The 16,836-nt window shown below is 52.1% G+C and carries 13 protein-coding genes and 1 pseudogene; 7 read left to right on the top strand and 7 right to left on the bottom strand.

Features of this window, described 5'->3' with window-relative positions; all coding sequences use genetic code 11:
- Entirely contained in the window at positions 1 to 714 is a 714-nt protein-coding gene (locus CNQ84_RS21130) for a trypsin-like peptidase domain-containing protein (RefSeq protein ID WP_425439971.1), read from the bottom strand.
- A gap of 470 nt (positions 715 to 1,184) precedes the next feature.
- On the opposite strand from CNQ84_RS21130, the gene radC reads away from it, so the two are divergent.
- Complete coding sequence (gene radC / locus CNQ84_RS13615) at positions 1,185 to 1,661, top strand: RadC family protein (RefSeq protein ID WP_096005474.1); 477 nt, start codon at positions 1,185 to 1,187, stop codon at positions 1,659 to 1,661.
- Positions 1,662 to 1,807: 146 nt separating this feature from the next.
- On the opposite strand, the gene CNQ84_RS13610 is transcribed toward radC, so the two are convergent.
- Complete coding sequence (locus tag CNQ84_RS13610; RefSeq protein ID WP_096005400.1) at positions 1,808 to 2,578, bottom strand: hypothetical protein; 771 nt, start codon at positions 2,576 to 2,578, stop codon at positions 1,808 to 1,810.
- A 374-nt stretch (positions 2,579 to 2,952) separates the two neighbouring features.
- Here CNQ84_RS13610 and CNQ84_RS13605 point away from each other — a divergent pair, with 374 nt between their 5' ends.
- The 5 genes from CNQ84_RS13605 (at position 2,953) to CNQ84_RS13585 (ending at position 7,467) form a co-directional block, all read left to right on the top strand.
- Positions 2,953 to 3,282 (top strand): TIGR03757 family integrating conjugative element protein, encoded by a 330-nt coding sequence (locus CNQ84_RS13605; RefSeq protein ID WP_245841401.1) that lies wholly within the window; start codon positions 2,953 to 2,955, stop codon positions 3,280 to 3,282.
- Complete coding sequence (locus CNQ84_RS13600) at positions 3,279 to 4,208, top strand: TIGR03756 family integrating conjugative element protein (RefSeq protein ID WP_096005399.1); 930 nt, start codon at positions 3,279 to 3,281, stop codon at positions 4,206 to 4,208. The genes CNQ84_RS13605 and CNQ84_RS13600 overlap by 4 nt, the downstream gene beginning before the upstream one ends.
- Positions 4,209 to 4,288: 80 nt before the next feature.
- Positions 4,289 to 5,614 (top strand): integrating conjugative element protein, encoded by a 1,326-nt coding sequence (locus CNQ84_RS13595; protein WP_096005472.1) that lies wholly within the window; start codon positions 4,289 to 4,291, stop codon positions 5,612 to 5,614.
- Entirely contained in the window at positions 5,611 to 5,946 is a 336-nt protein-coding gene (locus CNQ84_RS13590) for a hypothetical protein (RefSeq protein ID WP_096005398.1), read from the top strand. Before CNQ84_RS13595 ends, CNQ84_RS13590 begins: the two co-directional genes overlap by 4 nt.
- A 12-nt stretch (positions 5,947 to 5,958) precedes the next feature.
- Positions 5,959 to 7,467: a conjugal transfer protein TraG N-terminal domain-containing protein gene (locus CNQ84_RS13585; protein WP_096005397.1), complete on the top strand. Its 1,509-nt coding sequence runs from the start codon at positions 5,959 to 5,961 to the stop codon at positions 7,465 to 7,467.
- A gap of 4 nt (positions 7,468 to 7,471) precedes the next feature.
- Here the strand turns inward: CNQ84_RS13585 and CNQ84_RS13580 are convergent, their stop codons facing one another.
- From CNQ84_RS13580 to CNQ84_RS13555, 5 genes and pseudogenes are all read right to left on the bottom strand, one after another.
- Complete coding sequence (locus CNQ84_RS13580; RefSeq protein ID WP_342745765.1) at positions 7,472 to 7,837, bottom strand: DUF3742 family protein; 366 nt, start codon at positions 7,835 to 7,837, stop codon at positions 7,472 to 7,474.
- A 1,153-nt stretch (positions 7,838 to 8,990) separates the two neighbouring features.
- Positions 8,991 to 9,740, bottom strand: a complete 750-nt coding sequence (locus CNQ84_RS13570; protein ID WP_096005395.1) for a class I SAM-dependent methyltransferase — start codon at positions 9,738 to 9,740, stop codon at positions 8,991 to 8,993.
- A gap of 83 nt (positions 9,741 to 9,823) precedes the next feature.
- Entirely contained in the window at positions 9,824 to 10,726 is a 903-nt protein-coding gene (locus CNQ84_RS13565; RefSeq protein WP_096005394.1) for a LysR family transcriptional regulator, read from the bottom strand.
- Positions 10,727 to 11,068: 342 nt separating this feature from the next.
- Positions 11,069 to 12,034: pseudogene (locus tag CNQ84_RS13560) on the bottom strand (DUF4113 domain-containing protein); the annotation flags it as partial.
- Between the two features lie 547 nt (positions 12,035 to 12,581).
- Positions 12,582 to 13,844: a HEPN domain-containing protein gene (locus CNQ84_RS13555; RefSeq protein WP_096005392.1), complete on the bottom strand. Its 1,263-nt coding sequence runs from the start codon at positions 13,842 to 13,844 to the stop codon at positions 12,582 to 12,584.
- A 1,001-nt stretch (positions 13,845 to 14,845) separates the two neighbouring features.
- Here CNQ84_RS13555 and mobH point away from each other — a divergent pair.
- Positions 14,846 to 16,735: a MobH family relaxase gene (mobH, locus tag CNQ84_RS13550; RefSeq protein WP_096005391.1), complete on the top strand. Its 1,890-nt coding sequence runs from the start codon at positions 14,846 to 14,848 to the stop codon at positions 16,733 to 16,735.
- Positions 16,736 to 16,836 lie beyond the last annotated feature (101 nt).

The following is a 16,836-nucleotide window of genomic DNA, read 5'->3' as shown; positions in this document are numbered from 1 at the left end:
CTAGAAGGGAGTGTCATTGGTGCTTGACTCTCGTACGCTATCTAGAAATTCGATTATTTGCGGTAGTGTGACGATTTCAGTTGAGTATATTTCTAAGTCATGATTGTTGGTGGATTTTCGACGCTTGCTAACCACTCCGCCAAGACAGCCACTTTTTGCGTCGTAAGTCGCGGCACCACTTGTGCCGGGTGCGTAGTAGCCAGTTAGATGTCTTGACCAGGATTGTCCTCTACTATTTCTGACCATCTCTGGAGATCCGAAGGACGATGAAACAACGCCGGATAGCCCCGACGCCACTAGAACCTCTTGCCCGGGCTGGATAGGAAAAGAACATAACTTTACGGGACTGTTAGGTGGTGCAAGATTTGCGAGGGAGTTTTGGTCGACCTTAATAATTGCAAGATCCGTATATGCAGGATCATTTATCGCAAAAATCTCTGCATTTTCCCACGTCATGCCATTTTTGCTAACACGTATTATTGAATTTTCCGATGCTCCCAAAAAAAGATGGGATGCTGTAAGCACGAATCCAGGTTGAATCCATGCGGCTGATCCGCGTGAGGTTTGGTTTTTGTTAGTAACTTCAATTTTCAGTTGCCGATCCAAGGCTTCGCGTCCGGAGTAAATATCGGCAGATGAGAATCTTTGGGTCGTGCAAGCGGGAAGCACGGAAAATACAAGTGCTGCTAGTATGATTTTTTTACTTGGGCTCATTGATGTAACGTCAAAATGGGTTTGGTCTGCGAGCAATTGTATCACGATTGCTTAACGCAAATGGTGCACTGTTAAAGTGAGTGATTCATCGACAACGTTTCACTATAAAACGCTTGTGGAAAATTGAGAGGGTAGACAATCCGGTCAGTCGCAATGCCGGTTTGGTGATCGTACAACGGGCGTGGTCAGGTTTGACTGGTAGGGTACCTCCGGAGTATAGGAGCTCCATGCCTGCCGCCCCGTTGGTCGGCGCCATCCCAGGCAGCCAGAATCTTCAAGGCTGCGATACTGTTTGATCGTATTGATTCAACCCGCCCGTTCGCGCCAGTTTCACGGGCAGCAGCCTAATAGCGGCTGCAGGCGCATTTCATTTCATCCCAGGGGGCTTCTCATCCCTCTGGATGGCAGTCACCCTCAATATAGACTTCGAGGATACTCAGATGACTGTCCAACACTTACCGGTTGCCAAAATGGCACCGTGCACGGCTGCTTTCGGTCCGGTTCTATCTGCAGAGGATATGGTCATAAACCAGGCTTTGCATATTCTGGAAAAGAGAATGTTCCACCGTGGGGAGTCCCTTACCAGTTCTATCGCTGTACGTGAGTATTTACGCATGCGGCTTGCAGCGGAGCCTCATGAGATCTTCAGCGCGGTTTTTCTGGATAACCAGCACCGGGTTATTGCATTTGAGCCCTTGTTTCAGGGAACGATTGACTCCGCGTCCGTCTATCCCAGGGTTATTGTCCACAAAGCGCTGGAGCACCGAGCTGCCTCTCTCATCATTGCTCACAATCATCCTTCCGGGGTTTCCGAACCGAGCGAAGCTGATAAGGTACTGACGCGTAGGATCAAGGAAACGCTGGTTTTGATTGATGTGAGGTTGCTTGATCACTTCGTGGTGGGGGAGGGTGAACCTTTCTCTTTTGCGGAAGCGGGATTGCTGTAACCCTGTTACGACAAGCTTGTCTTGCGTGTGTTTTCACAATCCTCACTAATAAAGCCCAGGTCGCTACGCGAAATGGGCTTTATTTTTTGGCAGCTCCTTATGCCAGCTCGCAGCAACAGCTTACCGTGACGGTACCTCGGTACAGATCACGGTCTAATCCGGTCAACTTGGCCGGTAAGCCTTTTTTGGCGTTCATCTTCACGTAGTTCGTAGTCCATGGAGGGGTGATAGATAACATCTGGCGGGGCGGAGGTGAACCAAGCCCATTTAATGATGAATCCGACGCAAATCAAGAGAGCAAGCGTGATGCTGGATGCCCAGCTACCTAGCACTTCATATGTTGAATGAACCAGACTAGCTTTGTTTTGCAGCCACTGAGCAACACCCCAATCGAGCAGCACAACCAGGGTCGCTGCTGCTGTCAGCTTACCAGTTTGTTCCCGAGATGCCTGTCCGGCAGCGCGAGCTTGTTCATGTTCCCGATACAGGCGGAACAGAAAGTCATCCCCCTCACGTAACGCTTGGTTTCGCAATGTTTGCGCCGGCACGTACCCCAAGCTGCGATTATAGGGCTGATCAGTAGATGCCAGGAACGGGAAAATACATGAGAGTCCATACATGGCGATCGCACCCACGTAACGCAACAGCACCAATACGACCGGAATCACAATGGCGACAGTGAGGCTGAAGGCAGCAACGAGGATTGCAACAAAACCCACATCTTGAAATAGCGCCATATCAGCCGGGGACCACTCCCATAGTCCTCGCCCCGTACGCAGCATCATTGCTATATCGAGGAACAATATGACACAGAGAAGCCGTAAAGCCCAATGAGCACTCCATGCTCGTTCCAGCAGTCCGAGGCCCTTATCAGCCAGGCTGGTTACGCCTTCCTTGCTTGTATCTTCACTTGCCATTTAACCTCCATTAATCTTGTGATTAGCATTTACTTGATTACTCATTAGGCTCAGCGGATTCAAGAGCCGATAAGGCATCGACGATGTCTAGGCCGGTACGACCAGCAAGCACGGGATCATCTTACTGAGATCATGGCTCTGGTTGGTACGGTATTCAAACTTAGCGAGAATGCAAGCTAGACCTATTCGGTTTACACCTGAATCGCATTCTTTGATGCGCCAAGAATGATGATCGGCTCAACTACCCGCTATTCTTTCTCGTGGCGGTCGACGATATGAGCTTTCAAATAAAACTGCACATTTCACCGGTACAGTGCTTGGCGTTCCTCCCGTGCTTTCTTCTTCCGATAGTCGCAATGGCTACTGAGGTTTGGGTGATCACCGATCAGCAGCATCCTGTTACCGGCAAATATGATCGCCTGATAGCGCTGGATGCACCGCAGCTCATTGAAGGTGAGCTATCGGCGGATCTGCCTTTGGATAAGAAGGTCGCAGCAGTTGTAATTCACCAGCGAATAAAACAGGGTGGGCTGCCTCTGCAACGACAGATACAGACGGCTTATCAGGGCATAGTCGATGCTTGGAGTCTTGGGGTTGTTACGGTACCCGCCGTCATCGTAGATCAGCGTTATGTGGTGTATGGCGTGTCTGATGTTGATCAGGCGCTGGCAGGGGTAGAGCTATATCGCATGGGGCAGCCATGATTTCTCGTCGACTGCGGTTTGCGGTAGCCACTGCTTTGTTGAGTGCTGGCTCATCTACTTTTGCTCTGAATACAGCCACCGTGGTTTCTTCAACCTTGTCGCCGAGCTGCCTTGAATACCGAGTCGTGGGTATCTGCTATTGGCTGTTTTGCACTATGTACGGGTGCCAGGTTCGCACGTCGACCAAGGTTCGCCACTACGTTCCCGACGCGGTTGTATCGAGTTACAGCAATACTGGAGAAAGCCCCTGGATCGAAACCCGGCCCATGAGCCAGCCCAATGCCACAGCGCAAGCCGGTGGAGACGGGACCACGAACGTCAGTCATGAGAATAACCAGGCGAAGTTCAAGAATGCTGATGTCATAGGACATCCGGGTGGCTATGTGTTCGGCCAGTTCGCTTCGGCGTCCGGGTATAGCTGCGTCGGAGCCGGTACTGCGTTCGCCCCGTACCTGCTCAGCACGCTTGATACCCTGGCTTGGCGGCATAACGTGCCTGAGGCTGTGTATCCCGAAGCCCTGATACCAGGGCAGCGTGAAATCGGTTCGCGTAGCACATTGAATCTATGGGGCAATGTGTACCCGCGTGGCGGATTCCTGCATCAGGTTGATGATTACAAGGCTGCTGCCGTGGCGGCCCAGCGAGCCGGAGATGTTGTCACCCGACGCGGCCAACTGCATGTCTATCAACCATTGCTGGCTAATGCACGTGACGGCTACTGGCCAGCCGGTGAGCTGATCGAGAGCGACGCCGGCACGGGAAAGTGGCAGCAACTGACACCGCAACTTTCCAATAACTGCACTGTATTTCCCCATGCGGGGGATCTGCCTCAGGCGCAACAGGGCGACTACGCCTGGGCACTGTGGCGTCCATACAGCTGCTGTCAGCGTCGCGGGCAGACGTTTCTGGGTAGCGTCGACTTCTGAGGTCTCGTATGAATCATTTCATCGATATCACCTTTGTACGATCTGCACATCGCCTGTGTAGGTTCGCTGTGTTTTCCAGCATGCTGGTTCTAACCGGCAACGCCGCCGTGCCACAAAGTGGTGGCTTCCAGAACAGCGGTAGTGTGATTGGCGACGAAGTCATGTACTCGATCGGCGGCGGTAACGCTGTCTCGATGAGCGGCGCCGCTGGCATGCGATCCATTGGGGTCGGCGTCGGCTGGAACAGTAATCTGGTATGTGGCGATATGTCGATGTCGACAACTATCCAGAATCAGCTCAATGGCCTGACGAACGGATTTCATAACATCATGTCATCCGTGATCCAGAGCGCCACCAGTGCGGTCGCGTCGCTGCCGGCGCTGATCATCCAGCGAGCTGATCCGGGACTGTATAACCTGATTACCAACGGTGTACTGCAGGCACGACTGGATTTTGATCGTTCCAAATTAACCTGTCGGGCAATGGCCGAGCGGATGGCGGAGGCTGCTGGTGGTCAGTTGGGCTGGAGCCAACTGGCTGAAGGTATAGCGCTTCGCGATGCGGTTGGGAGTACCGATGCGGTGTCTGCCGTTGAGCAAGCTGAAACTCGTCGGGGCAACGACGGTGTGCCCTGGGTGGGCGGTACCAATGCAGGAGGAGCAGGGCAGACACCCATCAAGGTGGTAAGTGACGTGACCCGAGCCGGTTATAATCTGGTCAACGGTCGTAGTGTGGGCGATACCTCTGCCATCGATGCCAGGCGTTGCGGCAGTCTGTCATGCCAGGCCTGGCCTTCTCCGCAGGCAGCAGCCGATTGGGCTACCCGTGTACTGGGCGAACAGGCGCAACGTACATGCGATGCCTGCACCAGGACCGAGACGGTACCTGGGGTCGGTCTGACACCGCTGATTCAGGAGGAGTATGAGGCCAGGCTGGAAGTCCTGAAGGAACTGGTTGTCGGTACGCGTAACACGACTTTCGATAACTTGCGCGAGGCTGGCAGCGCCTCGCTGCCCATCACACGCGGCGTCATCGAAGCCTTGCGGGATGAGCCTGATCAGGATCTGTTGGCGCGGCGGCTGGCGTCCGAGGTTGCTCTGGCGTCGGTGCTGGAGAAAGCTTTGCTGCTCCAACGCACCTTGTTGACGGGGAAGAAGGAACCCAACGTCGCTGCCAACCAGATGGCAGTGGAGGCTGTGAACCAGGAAAGCGATACGCTCGACCGCGAGATCCGCAACCTGAAGACGGAGCTTGAGCTGCGTCGTGAGCTGGCCAGCAATTCGCCTATGTCCATCATCCAGCGGCACAGCACCCGTGCGGCTGGTTCTCGTGGTGTTTTTGAGGGTGATCCTGTGCCTGACCGGCTCAACCAGCTGCAGCGGCCGACGTCGGGAAGAACCCCATGAACCTCCTCGGCATCTTCAGTCGTCGCACGGCACGAGCGGTCCTGTGGGTTATCGGGATGATTATTCTGGCTCTTGTGGCCAATGTCATCGGTATCCATCTGCTCGATAGTGTTGGCGGCTGGGAACACTGGCTGTCGGCGACGGCGGGCTATTTCCTGGTGTGGCGGCTGTGTCTGTATGCGGCGACCGGGTACGGCTGGATCTGGATGCGTCGCCGCTTGCTGGAGCGTGAGGCTGACGTACAAGCGAGACGCCGCTTAGTTCGCAGTGAGATAGCTGGTGGGATTGCCATCGTGCTACTGGAAACCAGCCTGCTGATGCAGGCCAGTTGAGAGGGCATAGCCATGACGCTGTTTACCACCGACTACCTGGAATACTACCTGACGCTGGTATCCTGGATCATTCACAATGGCATCTGGGCAGTGCTGGTCTCCAGTGGCGTTTTTGCCATCCCGTTTATCGCGATTATCGTTCAGGAGTGGCTCAAGGCCCGTGCCGAGGGGGCTGACGAAGGCAATAAGGGCGTACTGTCTTCTGCCCGGATCGAAAACCGTGTCTGGGTTGCTATCGCGGTTATTCTGTTTGCCGGGATTCCATTTATTGATATCGATCTGAACACTATCAAGTATGATCGGGCGCGTTCGGCACAATGCCACGTCAGTGTTCCACTACCCACGGACACCGGCTGGTCGCAGTCCTTCAGCACCCTCAACAGCCAGTCGGCCAAGGTGCCGGTGTGGTGGGCTTTCATGCATGCATTGTCGAGGGCGATAACCGGGGCATCGGTGGCGGCGATACCCTGTGGTGTTGACCTGCGGCAAATGCGTATGGACATTGACGCGACTCGCATCGATGATCCGGTATTGGCCCAGGAAGTTGCGGACTTCACTCGTGACTGTTACGGGCCAGCCCGGGCCAAAATGTTCATGGCGCGACCAGAGCTGACTGATGAGCAGCTGGATGATGTGAGCTGGATTGGATCGAACCACTTCACCAATACGAGCGGCTTCTACGATACCTATCGCTCCGGTACGCCCCGTACCGCCTGGCCCTACAACAATACCCGGGATGCCGGCCTGGCTGAGGTTGATAGTGGAGGAGGGTACCCGAGCTGTCGCCAGTGGTGGATGGATGGGGGGCATGGCCTGCGGGCCCGCCTGTTGGAGCAAGTGGACCCTAGTCTTTTGAGTCGTATGGCAGGATGGGCTGGTTTCCTGACCCGAGCCCAGGTTGATGACTCGGTGATCCGGGCTATTTCGGCGCCCAGCCAGCAAAAGCTGAACATCGGTTCGGTCTATAGCGACTACGGTGGCCAGATCGAGAAAACGCTACCCAATATCGCCACACGCACAGCCAGCAATGTTGGGCTTGCGGTCGGCTCGACAGCATTTTTCCCTGCGATGGATGCCATGCGCCAGGCTCTACCCATGGTGTTGTCGTTTCTCAAGATGGCCCTGGTGATCTGTATTCCCCTGGTGCTGCTGATCGGTACCTATGATCTAAAGACCGTAGTGACCGTCAGCATCGTGCAATTTGCCCTGTTCTATGTCGACTTCTGGTTTCAGCTTGCACGTTGGATCGACAGTACGATTCTGGATGCGCTTTATGGGGCAGGCTGGGGATGGAATCGTCCGCATGCCAACTTCAACCCGCTCATGGGGCTGAATAATGCGTTTGGAGATATGTTGCTGAATTTTGTTATGGCAGCGATGTTTTTGGTGTTGCCTGTATTTTGGATTGGGGCTTTGGGTTGGGTGGGTGTGAAGGCTGGTGTGGTTGCGCAAAATCTTGCCACGGGTAGCAAAGATGCAAAAGCTAGTGCGTCGTCAGCGGTCAATAAAGTGATGCGCTGACGCTCTACTCGTCGTAGGGGGCATTGGGGTCATGGGGATCAAGACGGTGCCCGTCAGAGGAATAAAATCCGAATCCCGCGTCTCCATAGCGCAACCCTTCATGCTGTGCAGAGACGTCATCACCGCTCTCGCCAACCCCTCTCGCCAGCAGCAATAGGCAACCCACTAGCAGCACAAACCAAAATGCAACATACAACAGCAGCGCCAACACTCCCAGCTTGACCGCCCAAAGTAGGGCCATTGCCACTGCTGCAGGGATTCCCTTGGATACAAACCAGTCAGTCAGCCGCAGCTCAGTGCGTCGATAGGAACGCCATCCGCGACCAAGCGACTGGCCAAAGTGTTCTGCGTTATTGCTCCGAGTTGTCATGGTCACGCTCCGCGGCACTCACTCCCATGCCTGGTTCTGAAATATGTTCCAGCGTCATACAGTCGTTTGAATACGGTCAACCGTTCGGACGGTATCTCCGGAGAGGATAAAACCTGCTTCCTGAGCCTTCCCCTACAGACTCCCAGAAACGTTGCAACTCTGCAACAGCACCCTGACGCGAAAGGCTGAGGCTCTACACCCAAAGGCTCTAAAAGGTTACAAGGCTGAAGGGAATGGGGACAAGGGGGAAAGGCCCTACCTGAAAAGCCGAGTAGGCTGGAAAGGCTAAGATAAAGAAAGGGTGTTTAAGGGAAATGGAGCTATCCGGGAAAAGGGAAAAGGAACACTGCCAATCAGGCTGTTGTGAATCCGCACAGACCGATAACTGTGCTGTGGTCCCGGTCTACAGGGGAGGGCGATGACACGACTGGTTCCCCAGCCATGTCATCGCCCAAACCAGCCAATGGTTCGACCCAAGCTTGGCTACAGAGACTATAGACTATTCACATGGGAGCTTCGATGAGTTTCTGTCGAGCTCTTGGGGGCAGCGGAAATTGTTCCGTGGTGCTGAAGCAACACTACCCATCAACAACAGTTCTATGGAACTCTTGAAATACAATTATAAGAAGAATTAGCAGATTGGATATAAAAAGCACAAACAGGAAAAGCGAACCTAGTAGAGTGTAATCCAAGAAGAATATCAAAGCCAAAAAGGAGGCGATCGTTCCCAGAACCCATGTGGCAAGAGACTCTGTAAAGGGGTTAATAACAAGTTTCTTGATAATGAATGCTGTACCAACCACGTCTACAGCAATATTTATAAAGATCGACCAAAGCGGTTTGTCCAGAACAAGCCATAAAAGCACTCCTATACCGACGGTTGTAAGGCAATATTTCTCAAGAGTTGTAGGGGCGAAGCCGCATCCCGATTTAAGACCGTAAGAGATGATGTAAACTTGGCACAATAAGCTCAAGCCGCATGCTATCAGGACGTTGTAGGAGCCAAGCATGATGGACGCGGCAATGGTTACAAGTAAAGAAATGGCGTAGCAAGCCCACCCGCTAACTGAGGGTCGTACAGTTCCCTTCCACATTCCTATGAAATAAGGTATATACTGGATGAAGCTTAATGATACTATTATCAGTTCCATTTCTACTTTTCACACGTTATGGTTAGGGCGTGGGCTAGTTGCCGTATTGTGATGGGTAACCTCCTCTCGAGCTTCATTATCTTCAACGAAATGGATAACGATAAATTCAACCTAATTAGTTCGGCCATTATATTGAGGCAATCAATTTCGTGATTTTTGAATTTTGAGAATGTCTTCAGCAGTCGACCTCGATCATAGAAGCTTGCTGGGACTAGAACTTCATTGTCGGCGTTTCTAACTGAGTATAGGGCTTCTTTAGTTAGCACACCGTGTCGCCACGAGTGAAGCAGCCTTCCCAACGAATAGCGAGAATAGACCATGGTCAGGAGCTTTCCACCTGGTTTGAGTACACGATACATCTCATTAGAAACTGGTGTCGGGTCATGGACATGACTGAAAGAACCGTTAATAGATATTATCGCGTCGAACGATTCGTCTTCGTAGTGGCTTAGATCTGCCATGTCGCTTATATGGAAGGTGGAATCAGGATGCTTGGCACGCGCTTGCTCTATCATTTTTTTTGATATATCTATTCCGTGGTAATGGACGTTTTTAGCTGATATCAGTTCTTTACCAAGGCCGGTGCCACAGCCGCAATCTAGTACATGAAACCCCTCATGGATTAGCTGGCTAAGGACTTCTGATATAATCAGGTCTTCCGCCCTACTCACAGAGTCATCAAATATTTCATCGTATATACTTGAAAGCTCATCATAATAGTTCGAAACTTGAAAGTGTATTTCGTCTTTCATGTCCTGCCTTCCTATGGTTTTCCATAGATTTGCAGGGTTTCAATTTTTATAAAAACGGAAAAAACTCCAGACAATCAGGAGTTTTACTCCTGAGAGTGGATATGCCGCGATCCCGTGCTAAGTGATTCGGTCAAAAATTTCGCGAATCTCAGAATCAGGGCCTCTTTGGAAGAAGATTTTGGCCAAACAAGAAAGTAACCTTGGCCGCTTGGTATGGGGTTTCCTGAAATTGTTGTCAGGACACCTGCTTCCAAGTCAGCTTTTGCGAGCTGGGTATCACCTATGGTTACGCCGAAGCCTCGGGAGGCAGCGGTCAATGCCAAGTCCATTGTATCGAACACTTGCTCGTCTCCAATGGATAACTGCGGCTCTTCTGTCGTTAACCTGCACCAGATATCCCAGTCATGTTTCTCATGAGAAGCGTGTAGAAGGGTTACCTCGTTCCCTGCCATCGGATCATATGGGTACGCTGGAGAGCGCATAGGTATTAAGTTTTCACTAAAAAGCTTTATTGACTCCCAATGAGAAGGAAATTTACCACTTCCATATTGAACCGCGCAGTCATAAGGTTCTTTGGAGAAGTCAATCAGCTCAATATCCATCCAAGCACTTTCTAGCTTAACCAGTCCTGGCGAGTTTTTTTTATGGTAGTCAGTAACGGCTCCCAGTAACCATCTAATTGAAACAGACGTGGGCGCTTTAAGCCGGAGCAGCACGTCGTTGCGCGAGACATTCAGACATGCAGCTTCTAACATTTTGAATGCAGTACCTAATTCTTTACAAAACTTCATCCCCTCAGAGGTAAGAATGAGCTTTGGTCCCTTGCGCTCAAAAAGACGACGACCAAAGTGACTTTCTACCAGTTGGACATGCTTACTGACTGCACTTTGAGAGACTGAGAGCTCGTCAGCAGCAATAGTAAGAGACTGATGTCTAGCAGCGGCCTCGAAAGCTTTTAGTGCTGTTAAGGATGGGTGCTTAGCCATGAACTGTCCTTGAAATCCCAATCTGAGTACTATCTGTTAAGAAAGAATATGAAAGATCAAACCATGATGCTGGTTTTGACGACTCTGCTTCGGCGGGGAAAAGATTAAATGCAATTATATTCTACTATTAACGGGACGGCGCTTTTGGCGTGTTACCCTCCAGTTGGCCGCTCGTCAACCCACCGCGCGTTGTGCTAGGCCGACATCAACAATAGCACGTTGACAGCCGTGTCGCTCCCAGAGTGTAGAGCTTCCCGGCACAAAGACATACCAGATCCCCTCACTTGGAGCGCGATGCAGAGCCTATCCAACAATTTACACCTCGAACTGTGCAGAGCGTTATTATCTGCAGGCCACCCTCCACAATTCATCCCACCGTGTCGTATAGCTTGGGCTCTTCATTTCCCGACGCATCGCCCAACCGGACAGGTGGGGGACTCTAGCAGGACGCAGCGTCCCTTTACCCCATCGGCTATTGATCTGATCCAGTACTTCCATAACCCGCTCTGTAGCAGCTGGCTGGGTGTCTGCAAACAAATCGTCGGTGTACTCCCCTTTCTGCCTAAGCTCCATTAGCAGGATCTCAGCTTTGGCGTAGGCGTATCCTTCGCGGAATATCGCATCCAAGCCAGCCTGTACAGCTTTTATAACCAGGCGAGTGTCATCGGTAGGGTAGGGCAGCTCGCAGACAATACCCTTGGCAAGTTTGGCTTCCTCTGGGTTGAACATGCCGGTACGGATACTGACTCTTACTTTCTTGCACAGCGAACCTTGCACCCGCATCTTTTCGCATGCCTTGGCCGCATAGCTGGCTACGGCTTCGCGGATAGGTTCGATCTTATGGAGTCGCTGCCCAAATGTTCGGCTACTGCATATTTCCTGCTTTGGCGGGGGGGCGTCATCAAGCTCAAGGCATGGCGTACCTCGTAGCTCTCGGGCCGTTTTTTCGACGACAACGCTGAATTGCTTGCGCAGCGTCCAGGCATCAGCTCGAGCTAGATCCCAAGCAGTTTTGATGCCCATGGCCTGAAGGTGCTCGGTCATCCTGCGCCCGATGCCCCATATCTCACTCACTGGTGCTACCTGTAGCAGCTTGTCTCGGCGGGCAGGGCTGCATATGTCCACCACACCGCCGGTTTGGTGCTGCCAGCGTTTTGCAGCATAGTTGGCAAGTTTCGCCAGTGTTTTTGTAGATGCGATGCCGACGCCGGTGGGGATGCCTGTTCTCTGTAGAACTTGAGCACGTATATGTCGGCTCAATTGCTCCCGGGCCGCAATGCCTGTCATATCTGCAAAAGCCTCATCGATCTAAAGGAAAGAAGAACAGCCATGGACATGACTTCAGCTCAGACATTCCGCTACTCAATCTCTGATGTCGGATGTCCATAGAAAGAACCTCTTTTCCAGGAAATTGGGGCTTGAAGTCCATACCTGCGCAATTGCACCCATTTGACCAGTCAATTGCATTGGTACTGACCACCGCGTGCATCCGACTTGGCCAGTGGGCAGCAGAGACGCAACAGGCAGAAACCGGCCAATAGCAGCCATTCGTGGAAGCCCAAGGGGGTAGAACCCCAGGCATCGAAAATGTTTAGGTCGCTTTCAACTACTCGAATGCGGACCCCACTGAGCCGTATGTCCGGTACAACCAAGTGCGTAACTGGGTGAGGCTATCAGGTTATTCTAGGAGCACATCTATATCAGGTATTTTCTGGAGCTTGAGGATAGGCCGCTCAGCGCTGCCCGCAACTTCACACCCTTTATACCAGGAAAAGGGGATTGAGCGCGCGCTGCGCCTGGATTAGTTAAGGCTTTGACTATCCGTGCAACCACGCACAGGCGATAGCGTGAGGGCTCATCCGTCCATAGAAACACCGAGTCGCAAGTCACGCAAATGATCGAAAAATCTATCCTCGATTTTCCCTTCACCTGATGAATTCAAACGATGATAGAGTTTAAAGGTGTGCAAGATTGTTTTTGCGGCAATCTTCTCGGTTTGCTCGATCAGATCGTGGTCGATATCGATCTTACCTGTGTGTACGAGCGCTGATCTGGCGTCATAGATCTTCTTCACGGTTTTATAGATGTCAACCCGTTCTTCTGGCGGATAGCAAAGTAGCGCAATGTACTCAGCAAGGGTGATCCTGATCGGCGTATGTTTGTCCCGAGAGAAGATGGCCTCGATAGCAATGACGTAGGAGATGAAACCTAGAACTTTGTCTGCTCCGTTGATCGCGCGCGAGAAAAAGTTTAACGCACTTTTGAGCCTTGCAAACAATCTGTCATTGTGATTAATAACCATGTTGGCGTACGTGCTAAATTCTTTGTCTATCGACGCATAAAAATCAGCGTCGGGGTTAATGTTGATTCGGGTCGGCGAGAAAAGCGGGGAACGCTCTATTTCGCCGGTGGCTTTGCTAGCAAGAAAAGCATGACTCGCAGTTATTCCGTTAACGGGCCAGCTATCATTTTTGCGACCAGCTAGGACGCCATAGACTTCGAACAGATTGGTCAGATATTTGACTTTCTTTTTTGCATAATGGAAAGCTGCCTCTTGGGCACCGTGCACTTCGAGAAGGATAATCGGACATTTTTCAATCGAGCCGCTACCTTGGTAGGTCTGGTGCCCGTGGTCCGTTTTCGAAAGGTCTTCAAGATTAAACTCGGACTTTAATGTCGATGATAGACTATCGAAATCATATGGAATTGTCTTAACTGTGAATGCGCCAATCTTTAGGTTCTCATCCTTGGCTTTCTGGAAGGGAAAATGGTGAAAAAGTTCGTTAAACGTAAAGGGGAAAATTGCGACCCAATCCCTGCGAGCGTTGGTAGTTTCAATATATTCGTTAATTTTCCTGGCGGCTTCCTGAGGATCATGAACACCATTATTCACAATGATTGCGTGAATGAGACCCATGAAAAAATCGTAATCTAAATGCTCAGCGGCGTATGTGGTCTTAGTCAGCGCTTTGAGCAGTTGCTCGTCAAACTCAAACACCTCGAACGAACCCTGATAATCTTCGCTTCCCTCATTGGCGAGGGACTCCAGGTATTTAGGGATCAGTTGTTCAAGCCGCTTGCTTACCGCGATCATGTCAATTTTTTGCTCTTTGCCCATTTTGATTTATCATTACCTTTAGCGTGTGAAAATTTACAGCGGCCTTTGTATCTAGATTGGATTGAGTAGTTGCGAGTGAGTGAGCAATCTGTCTATCACGTGAAGGTTAAACTTTCAACCACCTACTGATCTCATGGACAAATTCGTAAATCTTTCAAGTTTTAGCCGTCGACCGCACCGGCCTCGTATAACTCTGAGAGTTGATTAGTCACCCGTTCGTCAGTCCCGATGAAAAATCAGGTATTGGAGCTGATTACCAGTTGGCACCCAGCTCTCGGATGGTGAAGTTTAGGTCATTGCGTTTAATAAGATCGAACTCCGTTCGTATCCCATCGAACTGCGCTGCATCAGGCTGTGCCGGTAACGGGCTGGGGCGTCGATTCGGCTAAAACGTAAGGTCGGTGATCGTCCGCTTCTGGCCTGTTTCAGACGGTCTATGAAGCCCGGAGCAATTCACCTTTATGTAGATGGCTTGGTCTTTGTGTGGTCTTCCCCCCGATGCGCATGAGTTCATTAACTGCCGTGCGTCGTGCGCCATAAAAACGTCACACCGCAGAGCAGTGGGATCCTGAGGGAAATCATTGCTGGACTACCCCTCTGAAACTCGTACAGGTCGATGCCGTCCCGACAACCACCAGCAAGGACTTCGCCCTGCTCATGCCGACATAGAGCAACTCCTCGCTGCGTATCAAATCGATCGACAGCGGACTTTTACCACCGGAAGCTATTGGTCATCAATGTTCTTATCGTTCGAGCTGCCCATGCGCAATCCAGTATAGAAGCTAACATGGCGGTGGTATCCGCTTACTTAACGTCTGCAATCGGTAAAGCATATAGCAGCTCAAACGAGCTGACTCTTGCAGAACTATTTATCGCTAGGTAGCCACAGGGGACTTACTGGAGGGTTCATGGGCTAGCCCATACCGCATTGATGATGGTTGCTCGCCGGAGAGCGTCGTTATATGAGAGGTCTCCATTCTTGCTAGCCATGAGGAGCTGCCATGCTCTCGCTGTTTCAGCGTAAACGGCCATCGTCTTGCAGACACGCTGAAATAATTCCTGTTACTGAGCGGTTGGATGCCCCTACGAGGCCGGAGTCGGCCGCAGCGCTGCTGGCAACCGCTCGCAGACAACGGTTGCTGGATCATATATGGCAGCGCACCTCGCTATCTCGCAAGCAGTTCGCACGGTTATACCGGGCTCCTCTGGAGCGCTATGCCGAACTCGTCCAGCAGTTTCCGGCGTCCGAGTCTCATCATCATTCCTACCACGGCGGTATGCTGGATCACGGGCTGGAGATTGTGGCCTACGCGCTGAAGTTGAAGCAGTCCTACCTTCTGCCAGTGGGCGCAACGCCAGAAGATCAATCAGCTCAAGCCGAGGCTTGGACTGCTGCCATCGCCTATGCAGCCTTGCTTCACGACATTGGCAAGATTGCTGTGGATCTGCATGTTGAATATGCCGATGGTCAAGTCTGGCACCCATGGCACGGACCGTTGCAGCGACCGTATCGTTTTCGCTATCGCAATGGGCGTGAATACCGTCTGCATGGCGCCGCCTCGGGGCTACTCTATACCTCCGTACTGAGTCGAGAGGTTCTGGACTGGCTGAGCAGTTACCCGGAACTCTGGTCGGCCTTATTATACCTGCTGGCCGGCCAATATGAGCATGCCGGGATCTTGGGCGAGCTGGTGACGAAGGCCGACCAAGCGTCTGTAGCCCAGGCATTGGGCGGTGATCCGGCCAGGGCTATGGCTGCACCTAAGCATGCATTGCAACGCAAACTGCTCGAGGGTTTGCGTTACCTGCTGCGCGAGGAACTGAAACTTAACCAGCCCCAAGCCTCGGATGGCTGGTTTACTGAGGATGGGGTGTGGCTGGTCAGCAAGACCGTCTCCGACAAGCTGCGTGCTCATCTATTATCCCAAGGCGTCGACGGCATACCCGCCAACAACACTGCGGTTTTCAATGTGTTGCAGGACCACAGCCTGCTCCAGCCCACACCCGAAGGCAAGGCCATCTGGAAGGCCACGGTCACCAGTGACACGGGTTGGTCGCATTCATTTACCTTGTTGCGTTTGGCTCCCGCACTGATCTGGGAAGCGGATGAGCGTCCTGCTGTTTTTGCTGGAAACGTCATTGTCGATTCTACAGAGCAGGTAGGTGAGTCAAACGATACATCCGTTAAGGCCTTGGCCACCGCCGCTTGTGAGGTAGAGCAAACCTTCCAACGTGGCCCACCCGATACCATAAAACCTGCTACCGGCGATCCTGATACCGACTCTGACAACGATGGACTACCGGATGCGATGGATGAGCTGTTGGAGATGCTGACGGATATTCCAATCACGCAAGATTCGGCCAATGCGGATTCGGTAGCGAGATCAGAAGGTGTAGATGACGAAGGGAAGGGCCGAAGCGTTCAGATAGTACCGGCTGAACCAGTCCTCCAGGCCGTTTCAGTGGGCCGACCAGTCGAGCCGCCTGTACCAGAGGACTTCATGGTCTGGCTCAAAAAAGGTGTCCTGTCCCGTCGGCTCATTATCAACGACGCCAAGGCACTGATACATACTGTGGCTGAAACTGTGTACCTCGTCAGTCCCGGCATATTTCAGCGTTACGCTCAGGAGCATCCACAGATAGCGGTCCACGCCAGGCAGGAAGGATTGCCTGAATGGCGGTGGGTGCAAAGGCGTTTTGAGAAGCTGCAACTTCACCGTAAACATGCCAGCGGACTGAATATATGGACCTGCCGGGTCATGGGGCCACGTAAAACACGCAAACTGCATGGCTACCTGCTGTCCGAGCCTTCGCTGGTACTCGAGAGCCTGCCACCCAGTAACCCCTATATCACACTGGCTGATGAGGCTAGTCCTCTGAACGAGTGCTGAACGGGCGCCTTCGAGTATGGAATCGGTTCCGCAGCTCCTCTAGGTCTGGAGCAATTAAACAAAACACATGTTTGAAAATAAACCTGGGAATAGGGTTCGCT

Source organism: Pseudomonas abyssi (genome assembly GCF_002307495.1).
GTDB classification, from domain to species: Bacteria; Pseudomonadota; Gammaproteobacteria; order Pseudomonadales; family Pseudomonadaceae; genus Halopseudomonas; species Halopseudomonas abyssi.
This window is presented reverse-complemented; position numbering and strand designations above follow the sequence as displayed.